Genomic DNA, 16,495 nt, shown 5'->3' with positions numbered 1-16,495 from the left:
TTAATAGTGTGTGAGATTTTGAAATTGGAGATTCACGAATTTCTTATCAATAAAATAAGAAATGGGTGAGTAAATGAATTCAGAATGACGTTTATTATTTTAATGAGTTTTATTGTTTAGAAAAATATGAAAGAAAACAACTTATATATTAACGCTTTAACAAATCCAATTTTTGAATTTATTTCAACTGCAGCCGATAATTTACAACTGGAAACGTATGTGATAGGTGGTTTTGTACGCGATTATTTTTTAAAAAGAGAAACACCAAAAGATATTGATATTGTTGCTGTTGGTAGTGGTATAAAATTAGCTGAAGAAGTTGCTAAATTGCTTCCAAATAAACCTAAAGTACAGGTATTTAAAACGTATGGTACAGCAATGTTACGTTTTGAAGATATTGAAATTGAGTTTGTAGGTGCTCGAAAAGAATCTTATAATGAAAATAGTCGTAACCCTAATGTTGAAAATGGTACTTTAGAAGACGACCAAAACAGGAGAGATTTTACCATAAATGCGTTGGCTTTAAGTTTAAATAAGTCAAATTATGGACTTTTGTTAGATCCGTTTGATGGGTTAGGAGATATGGATAAAAAGATTATCAGAACTCCTTTAAATCCTGATATTACGTATTCTGATGATCCATTAAGAATGATGCGCGCTATTCGATTTGCAACACAATTAGGATTTAATATTGAGGAATCATCTTTTCAATCAATTTTAAAAAATGCTGAACGAATTGATATTATTACAAGAGAAAGGATTGTTGAAGAACTTCATAAAATTATAGCTTCTCCAAAACCTTCAATTGGTTTTAAATTGCTTTTTAAAACGAACCTTTTAGAACGTTTTTTTAATGAGTTAACTGACTTGGTTGGTGTTGAAGAGGTTGAAGGACAAAGGCATAAAGACAATTTTTACCATACTTTAGAGGTTGTAGATAATATTTCACAAAATACCGATGATTTGTGGTTGCGTTGGGCTGCATTGTTGCACGATATTGGAAAAGCACCTACAAAAAAGTTTCATAAAACTATTGGATGGACATTTCACGGACATGAGTTTGTGGGTTCTAAAATGGTATATAAATTATTTAAACGCTTAAAAATGCCATTAAATAACAAAATGAAATTTGTTCAAAAAATGGTATTGTTAAGTTCTCGACCAATTATTTTGGCTTCAGAAGTTACTGACTCGGCAGTTAGACGTTTAATTTTTGATGCCGGAGATGATATTGAAAGTTTAATGACTTTATGTGAGGCAGATATTACAACTAAAAATCCTTCAAAGTTTAAAAAATATCATCATAACTTTAAAATAGTTCGTCAAAAAATTAAAGAAGTTGAAGAACGAGATCATGTAAGAAACTTTCAACCTCCAATTTCGGGTGAACTTATTATGGAAATTTTTAATTTACAACCTTGTCGTGAAATAGGAATAATTAAAGATGCCATAAAAGAAGCTATTTTAGAGGGCGAAATTTCCAATGATTATGATTCGGCGTATGATTTAATGCTTCAAAAAGCTGAAAAATTAGGGTTGAAAATAAAATAATTATTATTCTCTTATATAATTTATTAGTCACTATCTACATTTAATTTACTAGATAAATCAATATTAATATAATTATATTAACATATATTCAAATCTATATTTAACTACAATCTCAAACCTATCTCAAACCTATCTAGAACCTATACTAAATTAAAATATTATTGTTAATAAATATATCTTAAATATAATTGTTTTATAATATATTTATTCTTATATTCGTTTGTATAAATATAAAATATATGATTAGTCTTGATTTTTTTGATTCTTCTAGTAAGTTTGGAGTAGTAAAAGCAACTGTTCATAAAACTGGAAAACTTGGTTTTAGTTCTGGAGCCAGTAAGTTTATGAATATTGAAAACATAAATTTTTTTAATATTGGATTAAATAAAGAAGAGGAAGATAAAAGTTTATATTTAGTGCCTGTTGAAATTGAGACAGAGAAATCATTTAAAGTTGTTAAGGCAGGAGATTATTATTATGTTTTTATTAAAAATATTATGAGAGAGCTTAAGATTGATTATAAAAATGAAACTGTGATATATGATATAGAAGAGATGGAGTATGAAAATAATAAGATGTTTAAATTAATACGTAGAGAAAGAAAATAAAAAAAAGGTCAAGTTTCGTTTAGGAAATTGCTTGACCTGGAATTTAAATTAAAATTTATTTAGTAAATCAAATATACGTTTAAATTCCTAATAATCAAATTTCCTTGTCGGGTAAATTTCTTCACTCGGAATCTAAATATGAGGAAAAATTAAACGTATGCTTAATATGAAAGCACCAATTGGTACTACTGCTAGGACAGGTCAGACTTGTCCTGAAAGCGGTGTTTGGAAAGTTGTAGGATCTCCATCAACTACCGCACCCATTGCTAAAGGAAATAGAATGCCACCATATAGTGGTAACGCTGTTACTTGGAAACTAATAGCTTATGCATAGCTAGATTTAGAAAAGAGAGTTCTTAGAACTCTCTTTTCTTTTATTAATTAAAAGTGGTTTTATTAAAAAGATTGCATAGTAACAAGCTTAAAATACTCTCCTTTTTTATCTAATAGCTCATCGTGTTTACCTTGTTCTACAATTTCTCCTTTTTGCATTACAACAATTAAATCTGCTTTTTGAATAGTTGAAAGTCGGTGAGCAATAACCAATGAGGTTCTGTTCTCCATCATTTTTTCCAAAGCAAGTTGTACTAATTGTTCACTTTCGGTATCTAATGCTGAAGTTGCTTCATCTAAAATCATAATTGGCGGATTTTTAAGAACTGCTCTGGCAATACTTAATCTTTGTTTTTGACCACCGGATAAGGTGTTTCCACTGTCACCAATATTAGTGTCGTATTGTTTAGGTAAATCTTTAATAAATTCATGTGCATTTGCAATTTTTGAAGCTTCTGTAACTTCTTCAATAGTTGCATTGTTTACACCCAAACTTATATTTTCTTTAACGGTATCATTAAATAAGATAGATTCTTGCGTTACAATTCCCATCAAACCTCTTAATGATTTTTGATTGATATCTTTTATGTCAATTCCATCAATTTTAATAACACCTTCATTAACATCATAAAAACGAGTTATTAAATTTGCCAGTGTAGATTTTCCACTACCTGATTGTCCTACCAAAGCAACTGTTTGTCCTTTTGGAATTGTTAATGAGAAATTTTTTAACACATAATCATCTAAATATTTGAATGATATGTTTTTGAATGTAATTTCACTATCAAATGTTTCTTTTGTAATGGCATTTGGTTTATCTACAATAGTGTTTTCAGTTTCTAAAATATTTAAAATACGTTCTGCAGATGCATTTCCTTTTTGGATATTGTAAAATGCTGTTGTTAAAGATTTTACAGGATTTAATATCAAATAAAATAATCCTATATATGTTAAAAATTGTTCCGGTTTTAAAGCGCTGTCATCTCCCAAAACCAATTTTCCACCATACCATAAAATAGCAATAATTGTTGCAGAGCCTAAAAACTCACTCATTGGAGAAGCCAATGTTTTGCGGTGTAAAACGTTGGTCATTAGATTTCTGAATTTTCTGGTAGAATTATTGAATTTTCGTTCAATTTTATCTTCAGCATTAAATCCTTTTATTACACGTAAACCGGTTAAAGTTTCTTCAATAAAGGATAAAAAATTACCGGTTTCCTGCTGTGCTAATAACGATTTAGCTTTTAATTTTTTACTTACAGATGAAATTATAAAACCCGAAACAGGCAATAAAATAAATACAAATAGTGTTAAACTTGGACTAATAATAAGCATTATTGTTAATGAAATAATTATGGTAAGTGGTTCACTAACAAGGGCTTCTAAAGATGTTAAAAATGAAGTTTCAACCTCTTGAACATCAGAAGTCATACGAGCAATAATATCACCTTTCTTTTTTTCTGAAAAATAGGCTAGAGGTAATTCTATTATTTTATGATAAATACTATCTCTTAAATCTTTTACAACACCGTTACGCAAATATGCCAAAACAAATGAAGCTAAATAGCGAAAGAAGTTTTTAAAGAAAAATAAAAACAACGTTAAAAAACAAACAAAAACCAATGTTTTAACATTACCGTCATTTTCTATTTTTTGAGAAATAAAATAGTAAAAACTATCTTGAGCATAATCTCCAATTGAAAAAATACCATTATAAACAGGTTTTGCCTCAATTTTATTTTCTTGTTTAAAAAGAATGTTTAAAACAGGTATAAACGCTACAATTGTAAGTACATTAAAAATTGCATATAAAATATTAAATACTACATTTAACCAAGCATAGTTGATATAAGGTTTTGCGTATTTTAGAATTTTTTTAAAATAATTCATTAAGTTAATTTCATTTCAGTAATAATACGTTGAATTTTAGCATCTAATTCAGCTTCAACGTTGCTTGCATTTTTTATAGCATCTAATTTTTCTTTAACACTAAAATAGAATTTAATTTTAGGCTCAGTACCACTTGGTCTGGCAGCAATTTTACTTCCGTCTTGAGTATGGTAAATTAGTACATTAGATTTTGGAATATCAATAGATTCAACAGTACCGTTTAATAAATTTGTTTTAGTTGAAGCTTGATAATCAAATATTGATTCAACTTTAGATCCGTCAATTTCAGTCAACGGATTTTCACGTAAATCAACCATCATTTGCGCAATTTGTTCAGCTCCATCCATTCCTTTTTTTACTAATGAAATTAAATGTTCTTTATAAAAACTGTTATCAACATAAATTTGCAGTAATTCTTTGAACATTGAACTTCCTTTAGCTTTTGCGTTAGCAGCAATTTCACAAGCCAATAAAGTAGCAGTTACAGCATCTTTATCACGTACAAAATCGCCAACCATATAACCAAAACTTTCTTCACCACCTCCAATAAAATCTTGTTTGCCTTCAGCTTCGCGAACCATTTTAGCAATCCATTTAAATCCGGTTAAACCAACTTTAGTTTCAACACCAAAACTATCAGCAATTTCATTTACTAAATTGGTTGAAACAATGGTAGAACCCACAAATTGATTTCCGTTTAATTTACCTTCATCTTTCCATTTTTTAATTAAAAAGTCGGTCATTAAACACATGGTTTGGTTACCGTTTAACAATTTCATATTTCCATCTAAATCTCTAACAGCAATTCCTAATCGGTCACAATCAGGATCCGTTCCAATAACAATATCAGCACCAATTTTATTTGCCAAATCAGTAGCCATTTTTAAAGCAGCAGGTTCTTCAGGATTTGGTGATGCAACTGTTGGAAAATCTCCGTTAGGCACACGTTGCTCTTCAACAATATTTACATCAGTATATCCCGCTTTTTCAAAAGCAAAAGGTATTGCTGTTATTGAAGTTCCGTGAAGAGAAGTAAAAACAATTTTTAAATTTTCTCTACCTTTAATATCAAATGTACCATTTTTTACTGAGGCATTTATAAAAGCTTCATCAACTTTTTTACCAATAAATTCAATCAATTCTTCTTTTGCATTAAAATTGATATCGGAAAATTCCAGGCTATTTACTTCGCTTATAATTTCACCGTCTTGCGGAGGCACAATTTGCCCGCCATCATTCCAATATACTTTATATCCATTATATTCAGGCGGATTGTGAGAGGCAGTTAACACAATACCGGCATCACAATCTAAGTGTTTTACAGTAAAAGAAAGCTCTGGAGTAGGGCGTAAATCTTCAAATAAATAAACTTTAATATTATTTGCTGAAAGTACATTTGCTACAATTTTAGCAAAAGATTTACTGTTATGACGGCAATCAAAAGCAATAGCAACTTTTAGTTGTTTGTTTGGAAAGACTTGTAAAAGATAATTTGCCAAGCCTTGTGTAGCTTTACCAAGAGTATATTTATTAATTCGGTTTGTTCCTGCACCCATAACACCACGCATACCACCGGTTCCAAATTCTAAATCTTTATAAAACCTGTCTGTTAATTGCTCAGGATTATTGTTGATTAATTCTTCAATTTCTTGTTGTGTATCAGTATCAAATGTGTCTGTAAGCCAAAGTTGTGCTTTTTGTAATATTTCAGTCATTTTCAAAAGTTTTATTTTGATGTAAAAATACGGCGATTAAATGTAAAAATATAATGGATTTAACGAAAACGTTATATGTTAATTTTATCAGAAATCATGTAACGTTTAGAATCGGTTTTAGTTCTTAAAATTATTTCGCCTAAAAATCCGGCCAAGAAGAACTGTGTACCAATTGTCATAGTAGCCAAAGAAATATAAAATTCAGGACGTTCGGTTATTAATCTACCTGTAGGAACCAAAAAAAGTTTTTCAAAACCAAGATAAAAAGCAAAGCAAAATCCAATTATAAACATAATTGTTCCCAATAAGCCAAATAAATGCATAGGTCTTTTCCCGAATTTAGATAAAAACCAAATGGTAATTAAATCTAAAAAACCATTTATAAATCTGTCCATTCCAAATTTGGTAATTCCGTATTTACGTGCTTGATGGGCAACTACTTTTTCGTTAATTTTAGTAAAACCGGCGTTTTTTGCCAGTACAGGAATATAGCGGTGCATTTCGCCGCTAACATCAATGTTTTTTACAACTTCTTTTTTGTAAGCTTTCAATCCGCAATTAAAGTCGTGTAATTTTAAACCTGAAGTTCTACGTGCAGCGGCATTAAATAATTTTGAAGGAAGATTTTTTCTGATTGTTGAATCGTATCTTTTTTTCTTCCAGCCCGAAATAAGGTCGTAACCTTCATTTTTAATTGAATTGTAAAGATCGGGGATTTCATCGGGGCTGTCTTGTAAATCGGCATCCATTGTAATAATTACATCACCAAGGACTTTTTTAAAACCGGCATTTAGAGCCTGAGATTTTCCATAATTTTTTTGAAAACGAATACCTTTTACATTGTTATCTTTTGCAGAAAGTTTTTTTATTACTTCCCAAGAACTATCTGTACTACCATCATCAATAAAAAGTATTTCATAAGAATAACGATTGGATTGCATAACTTTTACAATCCAATCGTATAATTCATTTAAAGATTCTTCTTCGTTAAGTAGTGGAATTACTACCGATATATCCATTTATATTATTTTTATTCTTCTTTTGATTTTTTCATAATGGCTCCACCAATAAGTGAAATTATGAAACCACTGAATAAGCTCCAGATTATGATAAATGCAGATGTAATTCCTGGCCCAGAGAATTTTTTCATTGACTCGTTAATCGCATCCAATTGTTCATCACTCATTGTAGGGTTTTGTTCTAACATTTTTTGGAATTGAACATCACCCATATTTTTGAAATAATCTGGTTCAATATAACTTGTGAAAATAAATGTGTAAATAACAGATATTATTCCTCCGATCAGTGCTATGCCTAAACCAATTTTTAGTGCATCACTTAAAGATAAGTAACCTTCTTTTGATTCTTTAAATTTTTTAATTCCTAGTACTATAATAGTAACAGATATTAATACACTGATGACTGAAACAGACCAATGTTGATCATAAGTTTTTCCTACTGCAAAAATTATAACACTTAAAAGAACTCCTGCTAATCCTAACATTAAACCATAGTTTAACATTATTTGATTTGATGATGATTTTTGGGTTTCCATAATTGTTTGTTTAGTTTTAGATTAACAAATATACTAAATACCGTTTTAGTTTATTAATTTAATTTTAGTTATAAATTGTGTTTTAATAATTAATTAGTAAACAACACTTTAAAAATGTTACAATAAAATTATAAAAAAACATTGGTAATACTGAAAATTGATTGTAAATTTGCAGCCGGCAAGTCCTACACAACCAGCTCCCTTTGAATCCTCCAGGGCGGGAACGCAGCAAAGGTATTAGGTTGTAGCGGTGTGATGTAGGTAGCTTGCCTTTTTTTATACACTTATTTTAAGTCACTTTTCTCCTTAAATTTCAGTTAATAATATTCATTTTCCTTTAAATAACGTATTTTTGAATGGTTTTAAATGTTCAATTATATAATATTCTAATTATTCAATGAATAAAGTAATTTTAATTACAGGCGGTTCTTCAGGAATAGGAAAATCTGTTGGTGAATTTTTGAGTAAAAAAGGTTTTGTTGTGTATGGTACAAGTAGAAATCCTGATAAAATAGAAAATCATCCTTTTAATTTAGTGGCATTAGATGTAAACAATGTTGAAAGTATTACAAATGCTGTTACTGAAGTAATTTTAAAAGAAGGTAAATTGGATATTTTAATTAATAATGCCGGAATGGGAATTACAGGGCCAATTGAAGATACTCCAACCAATGAAATGCGAAACGTATTTGACACTAATTTTTTTGGACCAATTGATGTAATAAAAGCGGTGTTACCACAAATGCGAAAACAAAAAAGTGGTTTAATAATTAACGTAACTTCAATTGCAGGTTATATGGGGTTGCCGTTTAGAGGAATTTATTCTGCTACAAAAGGAGCTTTAGAAATTGCTACTGAAGCTGTTAGAATGGAAGTGAAAAAATTCGGAATAGAAGTTACCAATGTAGCGCCGGGTGATTTTGCTACTAATATAGCATCGGGAAGATATCATACACCGGTTTTTGAAAACTCACCTTATAAAAAAACGTATCAGGAGAATCTTGATTTAATGAACACTCATGTAGATAGTGGTAGCGATCCTATAGAAATGGCAAAAGCAATTTATAAAATAATAAACACATCAAAACCCAGTATTCATTATAAAGTAGGTGATTTTATGCAAAAATTCTCCATTGTATTAAAAAGAATATTACCCGATAAAGTTTACGAAAAGTTATTGATGGATCATTATAAATTATAATGATTTAATTACTTTTGTTACAAAATAAATCAATCAATAAAAATTAAATAAAACACAACTACAATGAAATTTTTTATAGACACAGCAAATTTAGCTCAAATTGAAGAGGCTCAAGCTTTAGGTGTATTAGATGGAGTTACTACAAATCCATCATTAATGGCAAAAGAAGGAATTACAGGCAAAGACAATATTTTGAAACACTATGTTGATATTTGCAATATTGTTGAAGGTGATGTTAGTGCCGAAGTTATAGCTACAGATTTTGAAGGTATGGTAAAAGAAGGTGAAGAACTAGCTTCTTTACACCCTCAAATTGTGGTAAAATTACCTATGATTGCTGATGGTATTAAAGCATGTAAATATTTTTCAGATAGAGGAATTAGAACAAACGTAACTTTGGTGTTTTCTGCAGGTCAAGCATTATTGGCTGCTAAAGCAGGAGCTACGTATGTTTCTCCATTTTTAGGTCGTTTAGATGATATTTCTACCGACGGACTAAATCTTATTGCTGAAATAAGACAAATTTATGATAATTATGAGTTTGATACTCAAATTTTAGCAGCTTCAATACGTCATACTATGCACGTAATTGAATGTGCAAAAATAGGATCAGATGTAATGACCGGACCATTATCTTCAATTAAAGGGCTATTAAAACACCCTTTAACGGATATTGGTTTAGCGCAATTTTTAGCTGATTACAAAAAAGGAAACTAATAAAAAAGCGGCTTAATGTACTGACCCCCAAATAGTGTCTAACTTTTTGGGGGCACTTCAAAAAGAGTGTTTTTTTTAATCTAATTTTAGGATTTTTTTAAACCAACTTTTTTTGTGTTTATCAAACTTATTTTTATTTAATAATTTCATTTCCTTATCAAATTGTCCAAACATTGAGACATAAAATTCTCCATTCGGATGAATTATTATAGTTTGATATTTTATAATTCCGTCTGAAAATATTTTTTTAATTAAAAAGTTTTCATCATTAAAGTAATTATTACGTTTTAATACATCTAAAGGTATTCCTTTATTATAATTGTACAAATGTATGAGTTCACTATTGTCTCCAATTTTTGATTTTTCATCTTCTATTCTTTTTATGTAATCTTGAGCATTTAAAACATGTTTATGATTCTTTGAAAAATATTTTTTGAAATTCTTTTTAAAATCTTTTGAGCTAATAAAAATACCGGTAGGTTTGTTTAATGAATCGAGTAATTCTATACCGGAAATTTTTGGCATATCCTTAATATCTGGTAAAGTATCTAAAACATGAATAAGCCAAGCTTTTGTGGTATCAATTTGATTTCGTTTTAAGAATAATTTTTTTAATTGCGCATTTTTGGTTTTTAAATTTCCATAAAATTCTTTATAACGTAATTTTTTATATATAATAGTATCAAGATTACTAATAGTGAAATCAAATAATTGTGAATCAATTTTCTTTTTAAATTTAATAAAGCTGATTGAATTAAAATTTTCATCTACATATTTATAATTTTCCTTTTGGGAAAAAGAATTACAGCTTATTAAGAACAGTAAAATAAAGAATAACTTTTTCATAGTTTTTTTCCAAATTTAAAGTTTTTCTTTTAAAACTTTAATTTCATCTCTAAGTTTTGCAGCCACAATAAAATCAAGTGCTTTAGCAGCTTCTTCCATTTGTTTTCTTTTATCGCGAATTCTTTTCTCGATATCAGATTTTGATAAATAAGCTAATTCATCTTCAGCAGCCATATCTACCGAATTATCATAATGATACGATGAGATTGTATTTTTAGCCAATGTATTTTCAATACTTTTTTTAATTTGAGTAGGAGTGATGTTATTTGCAGTATTGTAAGCTATTTGTTTTGCGCGTCTTCGGTTGGTCTCATCAATGGTTAATTGCATACTGTTTGTAATTTTATCAGCATACATAATAGCTTTACCTTCAATATTACGGGCGGCTCTACCGATAGTTTGAGTTAAAGAACGATGTGAACGTAAAAAACCTTCTTTATCGGCATCTAAAATAGCAACTAAAGAAACTTCGGGTAAATCAAGTCCTTCACGTAACAGGTTTACACCAATTAAAACGTCAAATAAACCTTTTCGCAAATCTTGCATAATTTCAACTCGTTCCAACGTATCTACATCAGAGTGAATGTAACGACAACGAACGTGAATTCTACTCAAATATTTAGTCAATTCCTCTGCCATTCGCTTTGTTAAAGTAGTTACTAGCGTTCGTTCGTCTTTTTCAACTCTAATTTGAATTTCTTCAATTAAATCATCAATCTGATTTAGGCTTGGGCGAACTTCAATTTCAGGATCCAGCAACCCTGTTGGTCTAATAACTTGTTCAACAAAAACACCTTCGGTTTTTTGCAATTCATAATCGGCAGGTGTAGCACTCACAAAAATAACTTGATTTTGAATGGCTTCAAATTCTTCAAACTTTAACGGTCTGTTATCCATTGCGGCAGGTAATCTAAAACCGTATTCAACCAAATTTTCTTTACGAGATCTGTCGCCCCCATACATTGCATGAACTTGAGGTATGGTAACATGACTTTCATCAATTACCATCAAATAATCATCAGGAAAATAATCCAGTAAACAGAAAGGACGAGTTCCTGCTTCCCGACCGTCTAAGTAACGAGAATAATTTTCAATTCCACTGCAATAACCTAATTCGCGTATCATTTCCAAATCAAATTCGGTTCGTTCTTTTAGTCGTTTTGCTTCTAAATGTTTACCAATTTCTTGAAAATACTCATATTGTTTCATTAAATCTTCCTGAATAGCATGAATGGCATTTTGTAAAACATCAGGAGATGTAACAAATAAGTTTGCAGGATATATGGTTAATTGCTCAAATTTTTCTATAACAGTGTTATTAGCAACATCAAAACTTTCAATTTCTTCAATTTCATCACCAAAAAAATGAATTCTATAAGCGTGTTCTCCATAAGAAGGATAAACAGTTATGGTGTCTCCTTTAACTTTAAAAGTACCACTGCTTATTTCTGTTTCAGTTCTGGAATACAAACTTGTAACCAATTGATGTAAAAATTTAGTACGAGAAATGGTTTGGTCAGTTTCAATAGAAATTACATTCTTTTTAAATTCAATAGGGTTTCCAATACCATAGATACAAGATACAGAAGCTACAACAATAACATCTCTTCTGCCTGAAAGCAATGCAGAAGAAGCACTGATACGTAATTTTTCAATATCTTCATTTATAGATAAGTCCTTTTCAATATATGTTCCGGAAACAGGAATATAAGCTTCAGGTTGATAGTAATCGTAATAAGAAACAAAATATTCAACTGAATTGTTGGGAAAAAACTGTTTAAATTCTGAATACAATTGGGCTGCCAACGTTTTATTATGAGCTAAAACCAGTGTTGGTTTTTCAACCTTTTCAATTAAATTAGCAACCGTAAAGGTCTTTCCAGAGCCCGTTACACCAAGTAACGTCTGATATTTTTCATTATTAATAACTCCTGTAACCAATTGTTCAATTGCTTCAGGTTGATCTCCGGTAGGTTTAAATTTTGATTCTAATTTAAATTGCATACTGCAAAAGTAAACTAATTTAGACTTGTTTTTAAAAGTAACGTTTATTTAATATAGTTAATGATTTGCTAACAAATAATTTCCATTTTGATTAAACTAATTTAAGTTTTACTTGGTTTTGAGGTAGTAAGTTTGGTCTAAAATTAATTAACAATAACTATATTTTATGAAAAAAATTACTTTATTAGTTTGTGCTATGTTATTAGCATTAACAATTAGTGCGCAAACTAAAGGAATTATAAGTGGACAAATTATTGATGAAAACAACTTACCATTACCTGGAGCATCAGTAGTTATTGAAAACTTAAAAATTGGCTCAACTTCAGATTTTAATGGAAATTACACAATTTTAAATACAGATGAAGGAACCTACAATTTAAAAGTAACTTATTTAGGCTATAAAACTGAAATTAAAGAAATTAATGTAAGTCCAAATAAAACAACTGTTACAAACTTTAAGCTTGTAGTTGATACAAATGAATTGAATGAAGTTTTTTTAGGTAGTTTGGGTGTTGGGCAAGCAAAAGCCTTAAATCAACAAAAAACAAATTTAAATATTACTAACATTGTTGCTGCTGATCAGGTAGGGAAATTTCCAGATGCAAATATAGGTGACGCTTTAAAACGTATTCCCGGTATTTCAATGCAAAATGATCAAGGTGAAGCTCGTGACATAATTATACGTGGTTTAGCTCCACAATTAAACTCTGTAACATTAAATGGAGATAGAATTCCATCTGCAGAAGGTGATAATAGACGTGTTCAAATGGATTTAATTCCTTCGGATATGATACAGGCTGTTGAAGTAAACAAAGCAATTACATCAGATATGGAAGCTGATGCAATTGGAGGCTCTGTAAATTTGGTAACTCGTTCAGCACCATCAAATTTTAGAGCAACTATTACAGGAGCTGCCGGTGCAAATCCGGTAAGAAATAAACCTTTATATAATGTGTCAACAGTTGTTGCCGGTAGAATGTTTGATAATAAGTTAGGTGCTGTAGTTAGTGCTTCATTACAATCGAATGATTATGGATCTGATAATATTGAATTTGAATGGGACGGAGATTTTGAGAATCCGTACGTTTCAGAACACGATATTAGAAAATATGATGTTAGAAGAGACAGATTAAGTCTTGCTGCAAACTTAGATTATAAAATTAATGATAAAAATACTATTTTCTTTAAATCGATTTTTAATAAACGTAAAGATTGGGAAAATAGATACAGATTACGAATAAAAGATATTGAAGAAGTTTCTGACGGTGTTTATGAAGGAGAAGTACAAAGACAAACAAAAGGAGGAACAGAAAAGAATGCGCGTTTAGAAGATCAGGAAGTTCAAAAATATTCAATTAGCGGAGCACATATTTTATTTAATTCTGTTGAATTTGATTGGAAAGCAAATTACTCTGAAGCATCTGAAGATAGACCAAACGAACGTTATATCACTTATAGAAATAAAGATGTGAAATTTAGACAAGATTTAAGTAAAATGAGATTTCCTGAGCTAAAAGCCGTTGACCCTTATTCATATACAAATCCTAGTGCATTTGAATTTAAAGAATTAACGGAAAATCATAATTATACTAAGGAAGAAAACTATGGTTTTAGAGCTGATTTTAAAATTCCTTTAACAACAGTTGGTAACTATAAAAATAAATTAAAGGCAGGTTATAAATACAAAAACAAAGAAAAAAGCAGAGATAATATTTTTTATGAATATGAGCCGTTGGAAGGTTTTGAATTGTTAAGTGATGTACCATATAAAGATCAAACTGTTGGTGGATTTTTGCCGGGTGATAAATATAAATCCGGATTTTTTGTTCGAAGTAATTATTTAGGAAATTTAGATTTAACTAACAGCTCATTGTTTGAAGAATCAGCTGTTTTAGAAGAGTTTGTTCCTGTTAATTACAATGCTGAAGAAGAAGTTAATGCTGCTTATGTAATGTTTCAACAAGATTTAGGCGAGAAATTAACCGTTATAGCGGGTGTGCGTTTTGAAGATACAAATATTGATTATACCGGTTATAGAATAGATATTGAAACTGCCGAATCAATTAATGATGCTCAAAAATTATCTGCTACAAAAAGTTACAACAACTTTTTACCTAACGTGCAAGTTAAATATAATTTCACCGAAAATACTATTTTAAGATTCGCTTATACAAACTCAATTGCTCGACCAAATTATTACGATTTGGTACCATACCAATTCATTAATTCTGATGATTTGGAGTTTGAAGAAGGAAATCCTAATTTAAAAGCTACAGAATCTATGAATTTTGACCTGATGTTTGAACATTATTTTTCCTCAGTTGGTATTTTATCGGCAGGTGCTTTTTATAAAGATTTAGATAATTGGATTTATGATTACAGACAAGATGGATATGTTGATAGTGCATTTCCTGATGTTGCTTTTGAATACAAACAAGCACGTAATGGTAAAAATGCTGAAGTTTATGGTTTTGAAGTAGCGTTACAACGTAAATTGAACTTTTTACCAAGCTTTTTAAGAAACTTAAATCTGTATCTTAATTATACATATACTGATTCTGAAACTGATGGTATTGAAGACAGAAATGATGTGCCATTGTCAGGCGCAGTTGAAAATATGTTTAATGGTTCACTTTCTTATGAAACTAAAAAGTTTTCAGTAAGAGCCTCTTTAAATTATGCTGATGATTATATTGATGAATACGGAGGTGAAGCTTTTGAAGACAGATATTACGATTCTCAACTGTTTTTAGATATCAACGCATCTTGTGAAATTATAAACGGATTGCAATTATTCACAGAGTTTAAAAACATAACAAACCAAGAATTACGTTATTATCAAGGTACTAAAAAACAAACAATGCAGGCTGAGTACTATGATTTTAACTGGAATGTTGGATTAAAATACAATTTTTAAAATTTCATAAATAAATCTTAGTTAATTATTGTTACACACAATGTACAGTTTAATTACTGTACATTGTGTATCTAAATTTTTACCAATGAAAAACAGACTATATTTTATAATTATACTAGTAATTTTTAGTTGTAAACCACCACAGCAAATTGAACAAATTGATATGAAATTAAAACCGGTGGTTTCAGTTTTTGCTGATTTAGAAACAGAGCCTGTGAGTTCAGTTGATGATGCAGCTGATGACGCTTGTATATGGATTCATCCAACAGATGTAATGAAGTCGACTATAATTGGAACTAACAAACAAAATGGACTGGTTGTTTATAATTTAGAAGGAAAAGAACTGTACTCATATCCGGTAGGAAGAGTAAATAATGTTGATATACGAAATGGGTTTTTATATAAAGGTCAAAAGGTTTCGGTTGTTACAGCTTCAAATAGAACGTATAACACTATTACTGTTCATATTGTAAACCCACAAACAGGTGAGTTAATTGATGTAGCTGCAAGACCTATAAAATCTGAATTAAAAGAAGTATATGGTTTAGGAATGTACAAAAGCAACATTTCAAACAAAATTTATGTGTTTATTTGTGGAAAAGATGGAGGAGTAGAGCAGTGGGAACTTTTTGAAAAGAAAGGATATATTGACGCTAAATTAGTTAGAAATATTGTATTGTCAACACAAACTGAGGGTATAGTTGCCGATGATTTTTACGGGAAATTATATGTTGCTGAAGAAGATAAAGCTTTGTGGAAATATGAAGCTGAACCCAATAAAATGAATGAGAGGGTTAGAGTTATATCTACAAGAGCACTAAATATGAAAGATGATTTTGAAGGTGTAACCATTTATGATTCAGGTGAAGGAAAAGGATATGTAATTTTATCATCTCAAGGAAATAACAGTTATGCTGTTTTCGATAGAATTACAAATCAGTACCAAGGAAGTTTTAAAATTGATGATGGTACAATTGATGGTACTTATGATACTGATGGTATTGATGTAACAAACGTTTCGTTTGGTACAAAATATCCAAAAGGTTTTTTTATTGCTCAAGATGGAGCAAATACACAAGGAAAGGATTCTTTAAATCAGAATTTTAAAATTGTTGATTGGAGAAAAATAGCAGATAAATTACAACTTTCAGAATAAGA

General features: G+C 29.8%; 13 protein-coding genes and 1 other RNA gene. 8 read left to right on the top strand and 6 right to left on the bottom strand.

What is annotated here, in order from left to right; genetic code table 11:
- Window positions 1-126: 126 nt before the first annotated feature.
- The 3 genes from HGB55_RS00260 to HGB55_RS00250 all read left to right on the top strand — a co-directional run bounded on the left by HGB55_RS00260 (window position 127) and on the right by HGB55_RS00250 (window position 2,493).
- On the top strand, window positions 127-1,551 hold the full coding sequence (locus tag HGB55_RS00260; RefSeq protein ID WP_168813483.1) for a CCA tRNA nucleotidyltransferase: 1,425 nt from the start codon (window positions 127-129) through the stop codon (window positions 1,549-1,551).
- 239 nt (window positions 1,552-1,790) lie between these two features.
- The gene (locus HGB55_RS00255) at window positions 1,791-2,159 is read left to right on the top strand and encodes a hypothetical protein (protein ID WP_168813481.1); all 369 of its coding nucleotides are present in this window, start codon (window positions 1,791-1,793) and stop codon (window positions 2,157-2,159) included.
- A 166-nt stretch (window positions 2,160-2,325) separates the two neighbouring features.
- Window positions 2,326-2,493, top strand: coding sequence for a hypothetical protein (locus HGB55_RS00250; protein WP_168813479.1), 168 nt, complete (start codon window positions 2,326-2,328; stop codon window positions 2,491-2,493).
- 62 nt (window positions 2,494-2,555) lie between these two features.
- Here the strand turns inward: HGB55_RS00250 and HGB55_RS00245 are convergent, their stop codons facing one another.
- The 4 genes from HGB55_RS00245 to HGB55_RS00230 form a co-directional block, all read right to left on the bottom strand.
- Window positions 2,556-4,382: an ABC transporter ATP-binding protein gene (locus HGB55_RS00245; protein WP_168813476.1), complete on the bottom strand. Its 1,827-nt coding sequence runs from the start codon at window positions 4,380-4,382 to the stop codon at window positions 2,556-2,558.
- On the bottom strand, window positions 4,382-6,097 hold the full coding sequence (locus tag HGB55_RS00240; protein ID WP_168813474.1) for a phospho-sugar mutase: 1,716 nt from the start codon (window positions 6,095-6,097) through the stop codon (window positions 4,382-4,384). Before HGB55_RS00240 ends, HGB55_RS00245 begins: the two co-directional genes overlap by 1 nt.
- 71 nt (window positions 6,098-6,168) lie before the next feature.
- Window positions 6,169-7,116, bottom strand: coding sequence for a glycosyltransferase family 2 protein (locus HGB55_RS00235; protein WP_168813472.1), 948 nt, complete (start codon window positions 7,114-7,116; stop codon window positions 6,169-6,171).
- A gap of 11 nt (window positions 7,117-7,127) precedes the next feature.
- Entirely contained in the window at window positions 7,128-7,652 is a 525-nt protein-coding gene (locus HGB55_RS00230) for a DUF4199 domain-containing protein (RefSeq protein WP_168813470.1), read from the bottom strand.
- Between the two features lie 176 nt (window positions 7,653-7,828).
- On the opposite strand from HGB55_RS00230, the gene ffs reads away from it, so the two are divergent.
- The 3 genes from ffs to fsa all read left to right on the top strand — a co-directional run bounded on the left by ffs (window position 7,829) and on the right by fsa (window position 9,570).
- An RNA gene (ffs, locus tag HGB55_RS00225) (signal recognition particle sRNA small type) lies at window positions 7,829-7,927 on the top strand.
- Between the two features lie 122 nt (window positions 7,928-8,049).
- A complete protein-coding gene (locus tag HGB55_RS00220; protein WP_168813468.1) occupies window positions 8,050-8,853 on the top strand; it encodes an SDR family oxidoreductase in 804 nt (267 codons plus the stop codon).
- A 63-nt stretch (window positions 8,854-8,916) separates the two neighbouring features.
- Entirely contained in the window at window positions 8,917-9,570 is a 654-nt protein-coding gene (gene fsa / locus HGB55_RS00215; RefSeq protein WP_168813466.1) for a fructose-6-phosphate aldolase, read from the top strand.
- Between the two features lie 75 nt (window positions 9,571-9,645).
- Here the strand turns inward: fsa and HGB55_RS00210 are convergent, their stop codons facing one another.
- Complete coding sequence (locus HGB55_RS00210) at window positions 9,646-10,416, bottom strand: hypothetical protein (protein ID WP_168813464.1); 771 nt, start codon at window positions 10,414-10,416, stop codon at window positions 9,646-9,648.
- A 15-nt stretch (window positions 10,417-10,431) separates the two neighbouring features.
- Window positions 10,432-12,420 carry an excinuclease ABC subunit UvrB gene (gene uvrB, locus HGB55_RS00205; RefSeq protein WP_168813462.1) on the bottom strand — a complete coding sequence of 663 codons (1,989 nt, stop codon included), beginning with the start codon at window positions 12,418-12,420 and terminating at the stop codon, window positions 10,432-10,434.
- A gap of 166 nt (window positions 12,421-12,586) precedes the next feature.
- On the opposite strand from uvrB, the gene HGB55_RS00200 reads away from it, so the two are divergent.
- Window positions 12,587-15,337, top strand: a complete 2,751-nt coding sequence (locus HGB55_RS00200; RefSeq protein ID WP_168813460.1) for a TonB-dependent receptor — start codon at window positions 12,587-12,589, stop codon at window positions 15,335-15,337.
- Between the two features lie 85 nt (window positions 15,338-15,422).
- Complete coding sequence (locus HGB55_RS00195; protein ID WP_168813458.1) at window positions 15,423-16,493, top strand: phytase; 1,071 nt, start codon at window positions 15,423-15,425, stop codon at window positions 16,491-16,493.
- The last annotated feature ends 2 nt before the right edge of the window (window positions 16,494-16,495 follow it).

It is taken from the genome of Lutibacter sp. B1 (genome assembly GCF_012524075.1).
In the GTDB taxonomy this organism is placed as follows: Bacteria; Bacteroidota; Bacteroidia; order Flavobacteriales; family Flavobacteriaceae; genus Lutibacter.
This window is presented reverse-complemented; position numbering and strand designations above follow the sequence as displayed.